The sequence below is a fragment of the Tamaricihabitans halophyticus genome (assembly GCF_004340875.1).
In the GTDB taxonomy this organism is placed as follows: domain Bacteria; phylum Actinomycetota; class Actinomycetes; order Mycobacteriales; family Pseudonocardiaceae; genus Tamaricihabitans; species Tamaricihabitans halophyticus.
Genome location: NZ_SLXQ01000001.1, coordinates 763,513 through 781,295, shown reverse-complemented (window position 1 = coordinate 781,295; position 17,783 = coordinate 763,513). Strand labels below are relative to the sequence as shown.

Sequence of the window (17,783 nt, the reverse complement as noted above, 5' to 3'; positions counted from 1 at the left end):
CTATATAGATCGCACGAAATCTCGGCCGCGAGCCGCGGGCGAGATCGGGCGGCGACCCCAGCGCCGCCTAGGCGCGGATCGGCGACCACGATGACCCCTCGTCGGCCTCGCCGGTCCGCGCACCTATTCGAGCCACAACGTTCCGGTAGCTGGCCAGCGAAGCGGATCGGAGATCAATATGCCGTCGACAGCGGTTTGGTGTTCAAAGAGCCGTTCTGGCCAGTAGTTCCAACTGCCGTAGATCGCCGGAACACGGGAAGAACAGCAGCTCTGCGCAGCCAACTTCGCGGTAACCGGCAATGACTTCGCGCAGCTGGCTGGCATCAGTTACCGCCTTGTCAACCATCACCTTGGCGTAGCGGCCGAGGAAGGCGTAGTAATGACTAAGGTGGCGCTCGGCGGTCGTGGGTGCGTCGGGTCCGAGCGCGTAGAAGACCAAGGCCTGAGCGCGGGCGGTGCCAGTCCGGCCGTGCTCCTGCCAGTAGTCACGCAGCTTGCTTAGCATGTCCGCGTACTGCTGTGGTGAACCCGATCCGGCCACCCAGCCGTCGGCGTACTTGGCGACTCGACGCAGCGCGGCTTCGGAGTTGCCGCCGACCAGCAGTGCAGGACGGCCCTGTGCCGGTACTGGCCCGATGCCGGTATGCGTGCCCTGGGCGGTGCCGGACCAGATGGCTTGACAGGTCTCGATCATCGTGTCGAGGCGCCGGCCGCGATCTTGGTAGGTTGCCCCGGTTGCGGCGAAATCGTCCTGGCGCAGGCCTGCCGACATACCGACGGTCAGTCGCCCCCGCGAGATTTCCTGCACGGTCGCCGCCTGCTTGGCGAACAAGCCGGTATCCAACCGGTACGGCGCGATGAAGACGGTAGCCGCCAAGCCGATCCGGCTGGTTACCGCTGCGGCGCTGGCCAACGCCGCCATCGGCTCGAGATTGCGGTAAACCAGTCGGTCCAATGCACCTATGGTGGAGAATCCGAGCCGCTCAGATTCGCTTGCCCAGTCAACGAGGACAGGTCCGGTGAGGTCTGGAACCGTGGTGGGTAGGCCGACTCCGACTCGCATCACACGCTCCTAGTTGGTATTGCTCAGCGGATCCGACTGCTGACCACACTGAGACGCGACAGAACCGTTCTGGACCTTCGCAGCAGCCGGTCGACCGTCGTTCGAGAAGGACTGGGAAAGCCAGGATCGACCGGATTATCCACATTGAACAATCGAGATCTTGACTGCTGCGCTCGTGCCATGGCGACGACTGAGCTTCGAGTGTCCCGCAAGCAACCTCGGGCAGACTTCGTTACCACGTGAGTACCGGTGACCATCAGTACCCGAGCCATGCCATGGAGCGGACAATGTCGTTTGCGGCGATCACCTATGACATCAAACCGGGGTTCGAAGAAGAAATCGTCGAGATATTCCGGAACTTTCGTCGGGTGGCTTCAGCCGATGTCAACGGCGGGTCCGGCGTTCCGAGTCGGATACTCTCAACCGCGGTCTTCATCCGCGATGACACTCTCGTGCGGGTTATCGAGTACGAGGGCGATCTGCTCGCGATCGCGCGGCATATGGCGGAGCAACCCGGTGTGCATGAGGTCGAGCAGAAACTAGCCCCCTACTTGACAAAGCCGCGAGATACCGCGACGCCGGAAGGGTTTCTGGCGACCTTCCAGCGCAGTCTTCTCCGTACGATCAGCCAGATCTCGGTTCGCGATCTGCCAGTAGATCGGTAGCAGCCATTCGCTGGGTTCGAGCTCACCTCGGGAGCTAGTCATGTCAAGGATCGTCGAAGCCACCTTCCGTGACGAAGCGGAGTACCGGCAACGCATCCGGGGGCCGTTCGTCGTGCTGTTCCTCACCGATATATGGGAGCGATTCGGCTTCTACGTGATGATCGGTGTGCTCGCGCTATTCGCGTCCGCTCCGGTGGATCGGGGCGGGCTGGGTTGGTCAGCCGCCGATGCCGCCGCGCTGTTCAGTGTGTGGATGGCACTTACCTTCATGCTTTCACTGCCTGGTGGTTGGGTGGCTGATCGGCTTGTCGGTGCGCGTAGGGCGCTGATGCTCGGCGGCTTGCTGAGCCTGTGCGGCTATCTCATCATGACCTTCTCGGGGGAGCCGGGAACTCTCGCCGGTATGTTCCTTGTCTCGGTCGGTGCGGGTCTGTACAAACCAAGCCACCAGACCATGTTCAGCCTCGTCATCACCGAGCGCAAACGGCGCGAATCCGGGATTTCCATACTCTACATTGCCGTACAACTGAGTGCGTTGTTCGCGCCACTCATCGCGGGATTTCTTGGCGAGCGCTATGACTGGCGACTGGCGTTCCTTTCCGCCGCTATCGCGATGCTCATCGGGTTACTCACCCTGTTGATCGCCGCGCGGCAGTTCGGGCCGGTTGGCAGAACGGTGCCAAGACCGCTGTCTCGAGTAGACTCTATGCAGCTCGCGCGTCGTGGCTCCCCGGTCGCCGTGCTGCTTGTCGGCTTGCTGCTGGTGCTCGCGTTCACCGGAGCTTTGAATCCGGTCACGCTGTTGGCCGTGGTTGGCCTGCTGACCATGCTCGTGCCAGTCGCCGCTTACCTGAGTCTGCGTAGTAAACGTGAGCTCGGCCAGGCAGAGCGAGCTAATCTCACCACTTTCCTCTGGATCTTTCTTGGTTGGACGGGTTTCTGGATGCTGGTTGGGCAAGGTGGCTCAGTGCTGAACCTGTTCGGCAGGGACCACACGGATCGCGAGTTCTTCGGATTCGTTGTACCGGCGAGCTGGTTGCAGTCGGTGACACCGCTGTTCATTCTGGTGCTTGCACCGATGTTCGCGGTGCTGTTACCCAGAATCGGCCGAGGTGCCGTCTCGGCGAGCGCCTTCAAACTGTTCCTCGGGTTGTCGATCGCCGGCGGTAGCTTCCTGGTGATGTCGGTTGCCAGCGCGTTGGCCTCGGGTGGTGACAAGGTTTCGCCGATCTGGCTGCTCATCGTGTACCTTTCGCACGCCTGTGGTGAGCTGATCGTCGCGGCCGTCGGCGTCGCGGCGGTCGTGGACGTGCTGCCACCGGCGTTCACCTCGCAGATGCTGGGGTTGCTGTGGTTGTTCGCCGCACTTGGTGGCGGGCTCGGCAGTCAGGTGGTTCGGCTAGCCACCGTGTTGCCGCCGCCCGTGTACTACTTGTCCAGTGGATTGCTCGTCGGCGCGTTCGGCTTCCTGATCCTGCACAAGCGTCACGCCATCGCGCGGGCACTGGCCGGATACGCCGTGCCTGCGCGGTGATTGCCGATACCTGCTCGGAACTTGAGAGCTCCGCTACTCCCGAACAGGATCGTAGGAACCTGCAGTTCAGCACGTTCGCAAGCGGGACCAGTGCGCAGATCCTGGTGGAAGGAGATTCGGTGAATCAAGGACTCGAGAACAAACGGGTGCTCGTCACCGGGGGCACCCGAGGTATCGGCCGTACCACCGCGCTCGCCTTCGCGAGGGCCGGCGCCACCGTGATCGCCTGCCATCGGACAGATACCGACGCCGCCGCGCAGGTTCGCCGCGAACTCGAGGAGATCTCCGCTGATCACCTTGTCACGCAGGTGGACGTCACCAGACAACAAGACGTGCAACGATTGGCCGAACTAGTCGATGAACGGCTCGGGAACCTCGACGTGCTCGTCAACAATGTCGGCGTGGACGGTCAGGTGGCATTCGGAGATCTGGTGTCAACCGAATGGGACCGGGTAATCGACCACAACGTCACTGCGGCCTATCGGGTTACCCATACGTTGCTGAGCCAGCTCGCGGATAGGTCGTCCGTAGTGCACATCGGTTCGTCCGTGGCGTTACGTGGACGCGCCCTGGGTGTGCACTACACGGCATCCAAAGCCGCGCTGATCGGGATGTGCAGGGCACTGTGCAAAGAGCTGGGACCCCGTGGTATCCGGGTGAACGTGGTCGCTCCGGGTCTGACGGAGACCGAGCCGGGAGCGGGAATGCCAGCGGCGATCGTCGAACGCATCGTAGGTATGACGGCGCTTGGCCGGATCTGCCAACCCGAGGATGTGGCCGCGGCCGTGCTCTTTCTGGCCAGTGACGCGGCGAGCTACATATCCGGTGTAACCCTCAATGTGGACGGTGGAGTCTAATGCCCTACGCAGCGATCACCTACCGAGTGAAGCCTGGATACGATGACGAGATTGCCGAGATCTTCGGTCGTTTTCAGCGAGTCAACACGCCGAAGCTGCGCAACGAAGACGGCACGGACGCGGGCAGGCTACTCGGCACGGCAGTGTTCATCAAAGACGACGTGCTGGTCAGGATTATCCATTTCGAAGGCGATTTCACCGCCATCGGAAAACATATGGCCGCGCAACGAGGCGTACACCTTATCGAGCAGGAGCTGGCCCCGTACCTCGCGGAAGGTCGAGACACCAGCACGGTTGACGGGTTCAGCAACTATTTTCGGAATGCCGCCATGCGATGTATCTCGCAACTGACAGTGGAAACGCATCCAGAGACGTAGGGCGCGATCAGCTGATGATTGTGGACACGCTTGGCGTGCTGGCTCTGCTTGGCAGTGGTGTAACCGCCGGAGTCCTCTTCGCGGTCGCTTTGAGCGTGTTACCTGCCCTGCAACGGATGCCGGCCGACCGGTATGTCTACGCGCACCAGTTGATCGGGAGAAACTGGGATCCGACGATGCCGATCGTTGTCCTCACGTCGGTGGCGCTGGACATGGCGTTGGCAGCGGTTATATCCACTTGGCAGGGGCGGCTACTGGCAGGTTCTGCTGCCGTCCTGCTTTTTGGGGTTTCTGTCGTGTCGCATCTGTGCAATGTCCCGTTGAACCGGCAGGTAAAAAAGGTAAACCCGGACAACCTGCCGCGCGACTGGTGGGATCCACGGCCGTTATGGCGCCGGTGGCACCTGCTGCGTACCGGCCTTGCGCTGACGGCGTTCGTGGTGAATGCGGCACTGGTGGCGATGGCGTGAGCCTCAGGCGCGTGACGAGGCGGGCCGTGATTGGTGATTGAGCGACATTCAAGCCTTGCGGACCAGGCTTGCGTCGTTCTGGAGTTTCGTTACGGCGGGAGACGAGATGGGCGGGCGTCGACTGGCATTTGTCGGACTGGGCGCGATGGGTGCCGGAATGGCACATCGCTTACTCGAAAGCGGCTATGAGGTAACGGTGTACAACCGTACGGCGGACAAGGCGCGGCCACTGGTCGATGCGGGAGCGCGGCTCGTCCGCACGCCGGCCGAGGTAGTCGATGGTGCGGACGTCGTGGTGTTAAGCCTGAGCGATGACGCCGCCGTAGAGCAGCTTCTGTTCGGTGAGCTAGTGCCTGCCGCGGGCAAGGGAACCACCATTGTGGATACCTCGGCGGTCTCACCCGAGTACGCGCGCAACGCGGAGCGGCGGCTCGCGCTCGCCGGGATGACTCGGGTCGAAGCGGGTGTGGTGGGAAACCCGGAAATGGCGCGCAACGGCACTCTACGAGTGTTCAGCGCTGGCACTGCGGAGCCTGCACCGCAGGTGCGCGATATACTGGAAGCGCTTGGTGGCAACGTGGTGCACGTAGGCACAACTGGATCAGCGAGCGTGCTGAAGCTGTGCTTCAATCTACTACTTGGCACCCAGACTGTGGCGCTTGCCGAAGCAGTCTCATTTGGACGGGCTGCTGGTATTGACCAGGACGTGCTGATTGACACGCTCGTTAACAGCGGGTTCGGCAGTGTGGTGTTGGCGTTTCGAGCCTCGTTCATGCGGTCCGGGGAGTATCAGCCGGCGGCGTTTCGGGTCAGGCTAATGGAAAAGGACTTGCTGAACGCCCTGAGCGAGGCGGCTACCCACGGCGTCGTACTTCCGCTGGTTGACCGGGCTGCGTCGCGGTTTGGTGATGCGGCGGATATGGGTGAGCAAGACAGCGACGCGGCGTGCATGCTTCGTGTGCAACTCGACGACCGGGGCATGCCGCCGCGACAACAGGAAAGTGTTTCCGACTGGTCGAACTGAGTGACAGGGGAGAGGGAACCATGCACCGTACGTTGATCGTCGCCAAGCTAAAGACCGATAACCCGGACCAGATCGGCCAGGTCTTCGGTGAGTCTGATGAAACAGATCTTCCGCATATGATCGGCGTCTCCCGGCGGACACTGTTCACATTCCACGACCTGTACTTCCACCTAGTGGAAGCGGACGACGATATATCCCCGAACCTTTACCGGGCTCGAAGTCACCCACTTTACGGCGATATCAGTGAACGGTTGACGGAGTTCGTCTCGCCGTACGACCCGAACTGGAAGGAGCCAAAAGACGCGATGGCGGAGCCGTTCTACGTCTGGACAGCGGAATCGGGGCGAGTCCGGTGACTACAATGGACCATCTGAGATTCAACGTCACAGACGCGGTGCCGAACCATCGGCGCGGCGGTGAACTGCGGGTGACCCTCAGCCCGAAGACGGTCGGTTCGACGTCCGGGTTCGGCGGAGTGCTGTGGTTGTCACCAGGTGAGTTCGTTACCGAGCACTACCATCCGTACTCCGAGGAGTTCCTACACGTTATTACCGGAACCATGGAGATGTCGCTGGATGGTCAACCCGTGCGAGTCGGCGCGGGAGACGCGCTGCTGGTTCCGATCGGTGTCCGGCATCGACTTGTGAACGTTGGGGACCAGCAGGCCATGGTGGTGTTCCACCTAGCGCCGCTGGCCCCGCGCCCTGACCTTGGTCACGTCGATACCGAGCAGCCGATCGCGGCGACAAGCGAGCATCCCGACGTGGGCACGGTCAGATGACCAGGTCGGTCGTTATCACCGGGATCGGGGTGGTGGCCCCGGGGGCCATTGGGCGGGAGAACTACTGGGAACTGCTGAGTGCCGGCCGCACGGCGACCAGAACGATCAGCTTGTTTGATGCGAGTGATTTCCGGTCGAGGGTGGCGGCCGAGGTTGATTTCGATCCGACTGCCGCTGGTCTCACCGCACGGGAACAGCGCCGTATGGACCGCGCCGCACAGTTTGCCGTAGTCAGTGCCAGGGAGGCGGTGCGCGACAGCGGGATCGAACTGGGCGGCCTCGACCCGGCCAGGGTAGGCGTGAGTCTGGGTAGCGCGGTTGGCTGCACGATGGGGTTGGAAGCGGAGTACACCGTGCTGTCCGACAACGGACGGAAATGGCTCGTCGATCACGAGTACGGAGTACCGCATCTCTACGGGTACATGGTGCCAAGCACGCTTGCGGTCGAGGTAGCGTGGGAGGCCGAGGCCGAGGGGCCGGTGGTGTTGATCTCCACCGGCTGCACCTCAGGGCTGGATGCGGTCAACCATGGTGCGGAGTTAGTCAGAGAGGGCTCGGCGGAGGTAGTTCTCGCGGGTGCCACGGATGCGCCGCTCTCACCGATTACTTCCGCTTGCTTCGACGCGATAAAGGCGACGTCGCCCAACAACGCCGACGCGGCACACGCTTCGCGCCCGTTTGACGCCGAGCGAGACGGTTTCGTGCTCGGTGAAGGCGCGGCGGTTATGGTCCTCGAAGAAGCCAGCGCGGCACGTGCCCGTGGCGCCCGTTGCTATGCGGAGCTTCGCGGCTTCGCCAGTCGTAGCAACGCCTATCACATGACCGGGCTCAAACCGGACGGTCGCGAGATGGCGGAGGCGATCGGCGTCGCTATGTCCCGTGCGACGATCGATCCTGCCGATATTGACTACATCAACGCGCACGGCTCGGGGACGAAACAGAACGACCGGCACGAGACCGCCGCGTTCAAGTTGAGTCTCGGGGAGCATGCGTACCGGGTCCCGGTGAGTTCGATCAAGTCTATGATCGGGCATTCCCTTGGCGCGATTGGATCGCTCGAGCTGGCGGCATGCGCACTCGCGCTGGATCGTCAAGTAGTCCCGCCGACGGCGAACCTACGCAATGCGGATCCGGAGTGCGACCTTGACTACGTGCCAGTGACCGCACGGTCGCACCACGTTCGGACCGTGTTGAGTGTTGGAAGTGGTTTCGGTGGTTTCCAGACCGCTACGATTCTCAGTCGCCCCGAGTGAATCGCTCGAGCCGGCTCCCGAGGTGTGTTCGAGACGACTTCAAGCACCGCTTGTGACGCTGATCTGGTCGTGCCAGCGGCAGACTGGGAGAGCGGGATGATGGCAGCAATCGACGGGAATACCCCGTTGTGTACCGGGATCGGGGTGGTGGCGCCAACCGGTATCGGTGTGGAATCGCACTGGCAGGCGATCCTCGGCGGCAAGACCGGCATCGATCGGATCAGCCGGTTTGATCCCGCCGCTTACCCGGTGAAGCTGAGTGGTCAGGTACGGGATTTTGTAGCCAAGGGGCGAGTTCCAGGCAGACTCATCCCGCAGACCGATCACTGGACGCATATGGCGTTGCGCGCCACGGAACTCGCGCTTTCCGATGCGGCCGTGAATCCAGCGAGCCTACCTGAGTACGAGATGGCGGTAGTGACGTCGAGTTCGTCCGGTGGGACGGAGTTTGGCCAGCATGAGATGACTCGGCTGTATCAGCACGGCCCATCGTGGGTCAGCGCCTACCAGTCGATTGCCTGGTTCTACGCCGCGACAACCGGGCAGGTTTCGATCCGGAACGGAATGCGTGGTCCATGCGGGGTGGTGTGTGCTGAGCAGGCAGGTGGGCTTGCTGCCCTTGGTCAGGCACGTAGGCTTGTGCGGTCCGGCGAATCAAGGTTGGTCGTCAGCGGTGGTACGGACGCCGCATTGTGCCCGTACGGACTCACTGCTCAGCTCGCCAGTGGGTCTCTGTCAACTGTGGATGACCCGGAAACCGCGTATCTGCCGTTCGACCAGGACGCTGCGGGTTTCCTGCCGGGCGAGGGCGGCGCGATCCTGATACTCGAGGATGCCGGACGTATCGGCGAACGTGCGCAGCAGGATGCTTATGGGGTGATACTCGGCCACGCCACGGGGTTCGACCCGCGTCCAGAGTCAGCACGAGCGCCGGCCCTACGAGCCACCTTGGCGCGCGCGCTCGACGACGCGAGAGTCGACGCGGCTGATGTGGACGTCGTATTCGCCGATGCGATGGGCGTCCCGGAGCTGGACATCGTGGAGGCACAAGCGATCGGCGCCGTCTTTGGGGAGAACGCCGTACCGGTAACGGCACCGAAGACCCTGACTGGGCGACTGTACGGCGGCGGTGCGAGCTTGGACGTGGCGACAGCGCTGCTTTCGTTGCGGCATGGCGTTGTTCCGCACACCGTTGGTCCACGGCGGCTGGCGGCTGGCTGCCCTATCGATCTCGTGACTGGGCAGCCACGTGAACTCGATCTGCGTACCGCGGTGGTTCTCTCTCGAGGATACGGCGGATTCAACGCGGCACTGGTGTTGAGAAGGTCCCGAAACTGAGTGTCAAGACCAAGTCATGTCAACCATGGGAGGGGTAATGCCGAAGTTCACTTTGGATGATCTGCGCAGGACATTGCGCGAGAGCACCGGAATCGACGAGGAGGTCGATCTCGATGGCGATATCGCCGACACCGAGTTCGTCGAACTTGGCTATGACTCGCTGGCGCTCTTGCAGGTCGCCAGTGAGGTCGAGCGCAGCTACGGAGTGCCGATCCCGGGCGAGCAGCTCGCGCAGCTCACTACCCCGGGCAGCGTGGTGACCTTTATCAATGAGCAGCTGCAGCGGGCGGGAGTGTGACAATGGCTGGGCATACCGATAACGCGATCGTGATAGCGGCTCCGATGGACCTGGTCTGGGACATGACCAATGACATCGAGTCATGGCCAACACTGTTCAGTGAGTACTCTGACGCGAAGATCCTGGATCAGCGATCAGGAACGATCATCTTCCGGCTCGCACTGCATCCGGATGAGCATGGCAAAGTATGGAGCTGGACCTCCGCGCGAACACCGGATGCGGAGACCAGAACCGTACGGTCGCAACGGATCGAGACCGGACCCTTCAAGTACATGTGGATTTACTGGGAGTACCTGGCCGAGGGCGACAAGATCCGGATGCGGTGGGTGCAGGACTTCGAAATGAAGCCACAGGCACCTGTCGACGATTCGGCTATGCAGGATCGGCTAAACCGTAACACTCCTATCCAGCAGAACCTGATCAAGGACAAGATCGAAGCCGCCGCCCGGATCGCGGCCCGCTGAACGACTCCGGTACGGGGAGGTCCGCGGTGCACGAGATGCTGATTCCAGTTGTATTGCTGTGCAACGGTCTTGCGGCTGGAGTGCTGATGGGAACGCTGCTTGGTGGTTGGCCGCTGCTCGACACCCTGTCGGCGACAGACTACGTGCACGCGCACGCGTTTTTCTCAACTCGCTACGACCCGTTCATGCCCATCTGTCTCGTCGTGACCGTGGTGGTAGACGGGACGCTCGTGTTCGCGAACCTCGGCACAGTCAGCAGTGCGCTGTTTGCGGTTGCCGGCCTGCTGGCCGCCGCGACCGTAATCATTTCGCTGACCAAGAACGTTCCGGTCAACAGATGGGTGCGCACGCTCGACCCAGCCAGGCTGCCAGACGACTTCGATGAGCGGGATCCCCGGCGGCACTGGGGAGTGTGGAACCGAGCGCGCGCGACGTTCACAACCGCGGCGCTGCTGGCGAACTGCGTCGCGCTTGGCCTGGTTCTTTGATTCGACTGCTCGACTCATTCTGGAGGAACGATGGATCTTGGTTTGCAGGGTAAACACGCACTCGTCACGGGCGGCGTTCGTGGTGTTGGCCGTGGCGTGGTGCTCGAGCTGGCCAATGCCGGCGTCGATGTTGTGACGTGCTACCGGCAGGACGATGCTGCCGGTGTCAGCTTGGCCAAGGAACTTGCGGAGATCGGGGGTAACCACCATGTCCTGCGCGCCGATCTGGGGTCGGCAACGGAGGTGGCCGGACTTCTTGACGAATGCCGTACTCGGCTCGGCAATCTTGACCTGGTGGTTAACAACGCCGGCACGATTAGCCACGTTCCCTACGCCGAGCTTTCGGTTGACGAGTGGCAACGGGTTATCGACGTGAACCTGACCGGCACGCATCTCGTCATCCAGCATGCGTTACCTCTGTTGACGGCGAACGCTTCGGTGATCAGTATCGGCTCGAAGTCCTCGGAGGTCGGTATCCCGCTCCGGGCGCACTATACGGCGACCAAGGCCGCATTGCGCGGCCTTACCCGATCGCTGGCGAAGGAACACGGTAAGCAAGGGTTGCGCTTCAACGTGCTCGCGCTTGGCGTGATCGAGACCGAAGCGCTCGATGACATGCCGGCTGAAAACCGGGCGAAGCTGATCGAGATGTACAGCAACAAGACCGCGATCGGCAGACTGGGTAAACCAGCGGAAGTGGCGGGCGCCGTGTTATGGCTTGCAAGTGATCTTTCCCGGTACGTCACCGGGGCCACGATTCACGTCGACGGAGGTATCTCCTGATGGCACAGGAAAACGTGTTTCGCGTGATGTTGCGAATGGAGATAAAACCCGGCCTGGACAAGGAGTTCGAGCGAGTATGGTGCGAAGTCGGTGACTCGGTGGTGACTCATCCGGCGAATCTTGGGCAGTGGCTTTCCCACAGCGAGGACGAAGGCGTCTACTACATCGTCAGCGACTGGGTCAGCGAGGAGCGGTTCCGTGAGTTCGAGACCAGCGATCGGCACCTGCGGCATCGGGAGAAGCTGCACCCCTACCGATCTGGCGGCTGGATGACGACGATGAACGTGGTGACGTTCCTGCCCGGTGTCGCGAGTGTCGGGACAACACATCAGGACTGGGAGTCCGCGCGATGAAGGGCGGTGTGCGGGTACTGCTCTATCACAGCACCAGCGACCCGGTGCAGATTGAGTTGGCGTATCACGAGGTAAGCAGCGAGCTGGCTGGAGTAACCGGAATGCTTGGCAACGAGTTGCTTCAAGCAAACCACGATCCAACCAGCTTCGTGGTCGTCAGCTACTGGGAGAGCCAGGAGATGTTCGAGGCATGGGAACGGAGTGGCGAGCACAAGCGGCAGACCTCACCGCTGCGTCCGTTTCGCGACCCGAATCTCGATCGTGCTTTTGGCATCTTTCAAGTAAGAGCGGCCTATTGACGTGTCGGGATGGCGGAATCTGGGAAAGGGCGTGCTCGAGAGCCTCGCGGCTACTGGAGCGACCATGGCTGGATATCCGAGTCCAGTGCTAGGCGGTGGTTCGCCTGCCGACGATGGCAGAGTTGGGGTTGACATGACGAGACCAGTAGAGGTGGTCGACGAGCTGGCGAGCGAGCAGGATTGGCTGTGCTGCGCCGGATGCCGGGTGTTGATCTACCGCAAGCGATTCGACCGGTTGGCCGGCGTGTGTCCGGAGTGCGGCCAGCACACACAGCTCGTGCTGACACAGCGATTCGAACAACTGCTGGACAGTGGATCGATCACCGCGGTCGATACCGGGCAAACCATCGACGATCCACTTCGGTTCAGTGACCGGATCGCGTACCGGAACCGGCTGACTGACGCGCGGCACGCGACGGCACTCAGCGCGGCGGTTGAGGTCGTGTCTGGAACGATAGGGGGCTATCCGGTTGTCGTCGCGGCCATGGATTTTCGCTTTCTTGGCGGCAGCATGGGGGCGGCCGAGGGCGAAGCCGTGACGCGCGCCGCAGAAGCGGCCCTACGCAAGCGCGTACCGCTGCTACTAGTCACCGCGTCGGGCGGAGCGCGGATGCAAGAGGGCGCGATTTCCTTGATGCAGATGGCGAAGACCAGTAATGCGATGGCGGCACTGGACGAAGCCGGTTTGCTTACTATCACCCTGGTCACGGATCCGACCTACGGCGGTGTTGCGGCGTCTTTCGCGACGCTTTCCGACGTAATTCTAGCCGAACCAGGGGCCAGGATGGGGTTCGCTGGACCGCGCGTGATCGAGCAGACCATCCGGCGCAAGCTGCCAGATGGTTTCCAGACCGCGGAGTTCCTACTCCGCCATGGCCTCGTCGATGATGTTCGCCCTCGCGCTGAACTCGCCTCGGTGCTGGGAGTGCTTGCCACCGCGAGCGCACCAGTGCCGCGGCGTTGGGGTGAGGCGGAAACTGACCCTACCCGCTATCACCCAGATCAACTGGCCATGAAGTCATCGGCTGACGTGGTTCGGTTAGCTAGAGACCTTGACCGTCCGACCACATTGGACCATCTAGTAAACTGGGTGGAAGGTTTCGTTGAACTGCACGGTGACCGTACCGGGTTCGATTGCCCTGCGGTTGTCGGTGGGATCGCGATCCTGGACGGGCTTCCGGTGGTGGTGATTGGTCACCAGAAAGGGCACGACACGGCCGAGCTAGTCCGGCGAAACTTCGGTATGGCATCACCAGCTGGGTATCGCAAGGCGGCAAGGCTGATGCGGCTGGCGGCGAAACTGCGGGTGCCGTTGGTGACCTTGCTAGATACACCGGGCGCGTACCCTGGGCTCGACGCGGAGGAACACGGACAATCAAGTGCCGTCGCTGAGTGTATGCGGATCATGGGCGGTCTACCCAGTCCGGTCGTTAGCGTGATTACCGGCGAGGGCGGTAGCGGAGGTGCCCTCGCCCTCGGCGTAGCGAACCGGGTGCTGATGTGCGAGAACGCGATGTACTCGGTAATCAGTCCGGAGGGCTGCGCGGCCATACTCTGGAAGACCTCCGAAGCGGCTACGGCGGCGGCCGAAGCACTGCGTGTCGATGCTCGATCCTCACTCGAGCTTGGAATCGTCGATGGGGTAGTTCCGGAACCGAACTCCGGCGCGCATGCGGATCCTGCTGAGGCCAGCGAACTGGTGCGCCGAGCGGTTGTGTGCGCGCTAAGGGAGTTGCGAACACAAGATGGCCAGGAGCTGGTCGCCGAGCGCCGCCAGAGGTTCCGGCGCTTTGGTACCGAGCCGTGACTGATCAAAGGAGGAATCGCGTTGAGCCCGTCGCAACTGCCGAGTGTGCAGCGAGAGGAACTTTTCGATACCGAGAACGCGAACGGTGTCGACAGCATCGACGCGGAGATGGCGCGGTTGGGCGCGGACGGAGCCTTGACCGCGCTGTGCCGCAGTGTCGCGGAAATGGCGCGCGCCGGTTCACACTCACCCAAGCGAGTACGCGTGAAGTTCGGTTGCGCCAGCGTTGAGGTCGAATGGCCAGCTGCTGGGCGTCCGGCCTACGCGGACCCGCCAGCTACCGACCAGGACGTCGAGGTATCGGAGAAATTGTGCGCGCCACTTGTCGGTACCTTCTACCGGGCGAGCGAACCCGGGGCTCCGCCCTATGTGGAGGTTGGCACGATCGTTGAGGCCGGTCAGCAGGTCGGCATCGTCGAAGCGATGAAACTGATGAACGCCGTTACCACTGATGAACGCGCACGGATCGTCGAGATTCTGGTCAAGGACGGCGAGTCTGTCGAGTATGGACAACCGCTCTTCGTTATCGAGGCGATTCGACCGGAAGGGTCATCGTGACCAGCGTGCTGGTTGAGCCAGCGGAACGTGGCCAGCGTCCGGTGTTCGACACGGTTCTGGTGGCCAACCGTGGTGAGATCGCGTTACGCGTGGTGCGAAGCTGTCAGGAGATGGGTATCCGAACCGTGGTCGTGTACTCCACCGCTGACAGTCGGTCGGCGGCGGTGCTGGCGGCGGACGAGGCGGTGCGGATCGGTCCGGCCGCGCCGCGACAGAGTTACCTGTACGCACCGCCGATCATCGAGGCGGCCCGAGCAACCGGCGCGCAAGCCGTGCACCCCGGGTACGGGTTTCTGTCCGAAGATCCAGATTTCGCGGAGATCTGTGCGCGCAACGGATTGGTCTTCATTGGACCGGAGCCTTCGGCGATGCGCCAGCTCGGAGACAAGTCGACCGCCCGTAAGATCATGACTGACGCTGGCTTGCCCGTGCTGCCCGGCACTATCGACCCGGTGGGTAACGTAGGAGACCTGGTAAATGCCGCGAACAAGATCGGCTTGCCGCTGATCATCAAGGCCGCGGCAGGTGGTGGTGGAAATGGGATGGCTGTAGTCCGGGACTGGGCGGATCTGGTGCCGAAGTTTCGGTCCACCCGGTCAGTCGCGCGTTCGGTGTTCGGTGATGAGCGCGTCTATATTGAACGTTACCTAGAGAACACCAGGCATATCGAGGTGCAGATCCTAGCGGACCAGCACGGCAATGTGGTGGCACTCGGCGAGCGGGACTGTTCGGTACAGCGCAGGCACCAGAAGCTCATCGAGGAGAGTCCCGCCGCTCGGATATCGCCCGAGATCGTTGACCGGCTGCGAGAGCTGGCCGTGCTCGGCGCGCGCGAGGTCGGCTACACGGGTGCGGGAACCTTCGAGTTCCTCGTGCAGGGCGAGGAGATCGCCTTCATCGAGGTGAACTCGCGAATTCAGGTTGAGCATCCGGTGACCGAGATGCTGACCGGCGTGGATCTCGTCCGGGAGCAGGTGTTGATCGCCGCAGGACGGGAGTTGTCACTTCGCCAGCAGGACGTGCGGTCGAACGGCGCGGCCATAGAATGCCGAGTGAACGCGGAAGATCCGGACAACGGATTTGTGCCACGGCCGGGCGAGCTACTTGAGTTCCTACCGCCTGGTGGGCCTGGCATCCGGGTCGACACCTCGGCGTACGCGGGCTGGCGGATTCCGGCCGAGTACGACTCCTTGGTTGCCAAGGTTATCGCTTGGGCGCCCGACCGGGAACGGGCGCTGGCGCGGATGAACCGTGCACTCAGAGAGTTCCGGATCAGTGGCGAGCGGGTGCGGACTACTCGCGATGCACTGCGGGCCATTATCGCTGACCCGGTATTTCAGGAAGCTCGGCACACCACGTCCTTTCTCGAACCGCAAGGTCCCTAACGAATGCGGTCGCGAAGAGGGCTGCGGCTATCCGCGGGGGGTTACCAGGCCGGACTCGTAGGCGGCGATCACGAGCTGCGCTCGATCGCGTGCCCCGCTTTTCACCATAATTCGGCTGACGTGTGTCTTGGCGGTCATCGGCGTGATGAACAGTTTCTTGGCAATCTCGTCATTGGATAGTCCGGTACCGACGAGCGTCAGCACCTCTCGTTCCCGGTCGGTGAGGTGATCAGTTGCCGGGGAAGCCGGTCGCGGCGCATTGGCCACGATCTCGGCAATCAGCCGGCGCGTGATGCCGGGGGACAGCAGCGCGTCACCCCTGACGGCGACTCGAACGGCATGCAATAACTCGGCCGGCTCGGTGTCCTTGACCAGAAAGCCGCAGGCGCCAGCACGGAGGGCCGCGAAGACGTACTCGTCGAGCGCATAGTTGGTCAAGATCACCACTTTGACCTCGGCCAGCCGTGCGTCGGCGGTGATCCGTTCGGTCGCCTCGATGCCAGTGAGCGAGGGCATCGAGATATCCAGCAGCACGACGTCCGGGGCAAGTTCGGTAGCGAGCTGGACGGCTTCCGCGCCATCGCCTGCCTCACCGACGACCTCGATATCATCCTCGGCGTCAAGCAGCGCGCGGAAACCTGCCCTGATGAGGGTCTGGTCGTCGGCGAGCAGCGCGCGGATCACGGCTGTTCAGCAGTTTCAGACGCGATCGGGTGCGCCGGCGGATACCGGAATGCCGGATGAGGAGATCGGTAGGCTGGCACGTACGCGAAAGCCTCCGTTCGGGGTAGCCTCTGTAGACACAATACCGCCCACCGAGTCAGCACGTTCTCGCATCCCGCGGATTCCCAGCCTGTTTGTGGAGCCTTGTTCGGTCCGTTCTGGCCGCCCGTTTTCGTTGTCCACTTCAAGCTGAAGCTGGTCAGGGGTGTATCGCATCCGGACGTGGGTGTTGGACCGGGCGGCATGTTTGGCAACGTTGGTGAGGCTTTCCTGCAGGATTCGGTAAGCGACCTGGTCCACTTTCTCCGGCAGCTGGTCAGCCTTGCCGATAACCTCGAGACGTACCGCGAGGCCGGCCCGTTCGGCACCCAGTAGTAGCTCGTCCAACCTGGCAAGGCTGGCAACGCTCTCGTTCAGCGGATTCGAGGTGTTGTCGCGCAGGACTTCGAGGGTCGCGCGCAGTTCACGCATCGCTTCCTTGCTCGCGTCCTTGACGGCTGTCAGGTGTTCGGCCATCCGCTCGGGCTGCTTGCTAGCCAAGTGCAGTCCTACCGAAGCCTGCACGTTGATAATCGAGATCGCGTGGGTCAGTGCGTCATGCAGTTCCCGTGCGATGCGGATGCGCTCCTCGTTGATCATCCGCTGTGCCGCCTCGTCCCGAGACCGTTCCGCTTCGCGGGCACGTTCGTTGGCTGCGTGCAGCTGCGCCCTGCGCTGCCGGGTGGTTTCCCCCGCGATGCAGAATGCGGCCGTCCATCCAGCCAGGATGAGCGCGGGATCGGTGTTGAGCTGGTCCGGTCCATCGATCAGACCAAAAAGTACGCCGACCTTGCTGACCAGCAACATGGCGATACAGAAGAGCAGGCCGAGCGCGATCGCGGTCCAGCGTCTCCCCTTGGCCGCCAGTACGTACAGCGCGAGCAGTGTAGGTATCGACGCGACGATGCCGGGATACGGCACACCGTAGTAGACGATCGAGCAGCAGGCGGTGACGCAGCAGACCATCAATGGTGCCCGGTTCCGGAAATACAGGGCGGCGCAGGATACGGCGAGTAGCGCAACGGCCAGCACGTCCAGTGGCTGCTCGAACGCGGAATCGGCGGCCCGCAGCAGGCCGCCGCCGAGTATGAAGGCAAACACCCCGAGCGCGAGCGAGATGTCCAGCCAGCGCCTCGGTATCCGCCGCAAGTGGTCCACCTGACCAGGGTAAACGCCGTAATCCACGTTGTCATACCCCATGCGGAGTACGTAGCGAGTACTCCG

General features: G+C 62.4%; 22 protein-coding genes. 19 read left to right on the top strand and 3 right to left on the bottom strand.

Going from position 1 to position 17,783, the window contains the following annotated elements:
• Window positions 1-202: 202 nt before the first annotated feature.
• Entirely contained in the window at window positions 203-1,063 is an 861-nt protein-coding gene (locus EV191_RS03715) for an LLM class flavin-dependent oxidoreductase (protein WP_132875360.1), read from the bottom strand.
• A 287-nt stretch (window positions 1,064-1,350) separates the two neighbouring features.
• Here EV191_RS03715 and EV191_RS03710 point away from each other — a divergent pair, with 287 nt between their 5' ends.
• From EV191_RS03710 to EV191_RS03620, 19 genes are all read left to right on the top strand, one after another.
• Window positions 1,351-1,728 (top strand): SchA/CurD-like domain-containing protein, encoded by a 378-nt coding sequence (locus EV191_RS03710; protein WP_132875359.1) that lies wholly within the window; start codon window positions 1,351-1,353, stop codon window positions 1,726-1,728.
• Window positions 1,729-1,768: 40 nt separating this feature from the next.
• Window positions 1,769-3,262: a peptide MFS transporter gene (locus tag EV191_RS03705; RefSeq protein ID WP_132875358.1), complete on the top strand. Its 1,494-nt coding sequence runs from the start codon at window positions 1,769-1,771 to the stop codon at window positions 3,260-3,262.
• A gap of 119 nt (window positions 3,263-3,381) precedes the next feature.
• On the top strand, window positions 3,382-4,119 hold the full coding sequence (locus EV191_RS03700; protein ID WP_132875357.1) for an SDR family NAD(P)-dependent oxidoreductase: 738 nt from the start codon (window positions 3,382-3,384) through the stop codon (window positions 4,117-4,119).
• Entirely contained in the window at window positions 4,119-4,496 is a 378-nt protein-coding gene (locus EV191_RS03695; RefSeq protein WP_132875356.1) for a SchA/CurD-like domain-containing protein, read from the top strand. The genes EV191_RS03700 and EV191_RS03695 overlap by 1 nt, the downstream gene beginning before the upstream one ends.
• A 14-nt stretch (window positions 4,497-4,510) precedes the next feature.
• Window positions 4,511-4,966: an anthrone oxygenase family protein gene (locus EV191_RS03690; protein WP_132875355.1), complete on the top strand. Its 456-nt coding sequence runs from the start codon at window positions 4,511-4,513 to the stop codon at window positions 4,964-4,966.
• Between the two features lie 37 nt (window positions 4,967-5,003).
• Window positions 5,004-5,990, top strand: coding sequence for an NAD(P)-dependent oxidoreductase (locus EV191_RS03685; RefSeq protein WP_341539592.1), 987 nt, complete (start codon window positions 5,004-5,006; stop codon window positions 5,988-5,990).
• A 20-nt stretch (window positions 5,991-6,010) separates the two neighbouring features.
• Entirely contained in the window at window positions 6,011-6,346 is a 336-nt protein-coding gene (locus EV191_RS03680) for a TcmI family type II polyketide cyclase (protein ID WP_132875353.1), read from the top strand.
• Window positions 6,347-6,351: 5 nt separating this feature from the next.
• A complete protein-coding gene (locus tag EV191_RS03675) occupies window positions 6,352-6,771 on the top strand; it encodes a cupin domain-containing protein (RefSeq protein WP_132875352.1) in 420 nt (139 codons plus the stop codon).
• The gene (locus EV191_RS03670; protein ID WP_132875351.1) at window positions 6,768-8,024 is read left to right on the top strand and encodes a beta-ketoacyl-[acyl-carrier-protein] synthase family protein; all 1,257 of its coding nucleotides are present in this window, start codon (window positions 6,768-6,770) and stop codon (window positions 8,022-8,024) included. The genes EV191_RS03675 and EV191_RS03670 overlap by 4 nt, the downstream gene beginning before the upstream one ends.
• A 96-nt stretch (window positions 8,025-8,120) precedes the next feature.
• A complete protein-coding gene (locus EV191_RS03665; RefSeq protein WP_279388403.1) occupies window positions 8,121-9,362 on the top strand; it encodes a ketosynthase chain-length factor in 1,242 nt (413 codons plus the stop codon).
• 37 nt (window positions 9,363-9,399) lie between these two features.
• Window positions 9,400-9,660 carry an acyl carrier protein gene (locus EV191_RS03660; RefSeq protein ID WP_132875350.1) on the top strand — a complete coding sequence of 87 codons (261 nt, stop codon included), beginning with the start codon at window positions 9,400-9,402 and terminating at the stop codon, window positions 9,658-9,660.
• A gap of 2 nt (window positions 9,661-9,662) precedes the next feature.
• Window positions 9,663-10,124, top strand: coding sequence for an SRPBCC family protein (locus EV191_RS03655; protein WP_132875349.1), 462 nt, complete (start codon window positions 9,663-9,665; stop codon window positions 10,122-10,124).
• 35 nt (window positions 10,125-10,159) lie between these two features.
• Window positions 10,160-10,612 carry an anthrone oxygenase family protein gene (locus EV191_RS03650; RefSeq protein WP_243658732.1) on the top strand — a complete coding sequence of 151 codons (453 nt, stop codon included), beginning with the start codon at window positions 10,160-10,162 and terminating at the stop codon, window positions 10,610-10,612.
• A 30-nt stretch (window positions 10,613-10,642) separates the two neighbouring features.
• Window positions 10,643-11,395: an SDR family NAD(P)-dependent oxidoreductase gene (locus tag EV191_RS03645; RefSeq protein WP_132875347.1), complete on the top strand. Its 753-nt coding sequence runs from the start codon at window positions 10,643-10,645 to the stop codon at window positions 11,393-11,395.
• Window positions 11,395-11,748 carry an antibiotic biosynthesis monooxygenase family protein gene (locus EV191_RS03640; RefSeq protein WP_132875346.1) on the top strand — a complete coding sequence of 118 codons (354 nt, stop codon included), beginning with the start codon at window positions 11,395-11,397 and terminating at the stop codon, window positions 11,746-11,748. The genes EV191_RS03645 and EV191_RS03640 overlap by 1 nt, the downstream gene beginning before the upstream one ends.
• Window positions 11,745-12,047: an antibiotic biosynthesis monooxygenase family protein gene (locus tag EV191_RS03635; protein ID WP_132875345.1), complete on the top strand. Its 303-nt coding sequence runs from the start codon at window positions 11,745-11,747 to the stop codon at window positions 12,045-12,047. Before EV191_RS03640 ends, EV191_RS03635 begins: the two co-directional genes overlap by 4 nt.
• Window positions 12,048-12,180: 133 nt before the next feature.
• On the top strand, window positions 12,181-13,854 hold the full coding sequence (gene accA, locus EV191_RS03630; protein ID WP_132875344.1) for an acetyl-CoA carboxylase carboxyl transferase subunit alpha: 1,674 nt from the start codon (window positions 12,181-12,183) through the stop codon (window positions 13,852-13,854).
• A 21-nt stretch (window positions 13,855-13,875) separates the two neighbouring features.
• Window positions 13,876-14,412 (top strand): acetyl-CoA carboxylase biotin carboxyl carrier protein, encoded by a 537-nt coding sequence (locus tag EV191_RS03625; protein WP_243658731.1) that lies wholly within the window; start codon window positions 13,876-13,878, stop codon window positions 14,410-14,412.
• A 5-nt stretch (window positions 14,413-14,417) separates the two neighbouring features.
• Window positions 14,418-15,797, top strand: coding sequence for an acetyl-CoA carboxylase biotin carboxylase subunit (locus EV191_RS03620; protein WP_243658730.1), 1,380 nt, complete (start codon window positions 14,418-14,420; stop codon window positions 15,795-15,797).
• Between the two features lie 27 nt (window positions 15,798-15,824).
• Here the strand turns inward: EV191_RS03620 and EV191_RS03615 are convergent, their stop codons facing one another.
• Window positions 15,825-16,481, bottom strand: coding sequence for a response regulator (locus tag EV191_RS03615; RefSeq protein WP_132875343.1), 657 nt, complete (start codon window positions 16,479-16,481; stop codon window positions 15,825-15,827).
• Window positions 16,482-16,496: 15 nt separating this feature from the next.
• Window positions 16,497-17,717 carry a sensor histidine kinase gene (locus EV191_RS03610; protein WP_165912806.1) on the bottom strand — a complete coding sequence of 407 codons (1,221 nt, stop codon included), beginning with the start codon at window positions 17,715-17,717 and terminating at the stop codon, window positions 16,497-16,499.
• Between the last annotated feature and the right edge of the window lie 66 nt (window positions 17,718-17,783).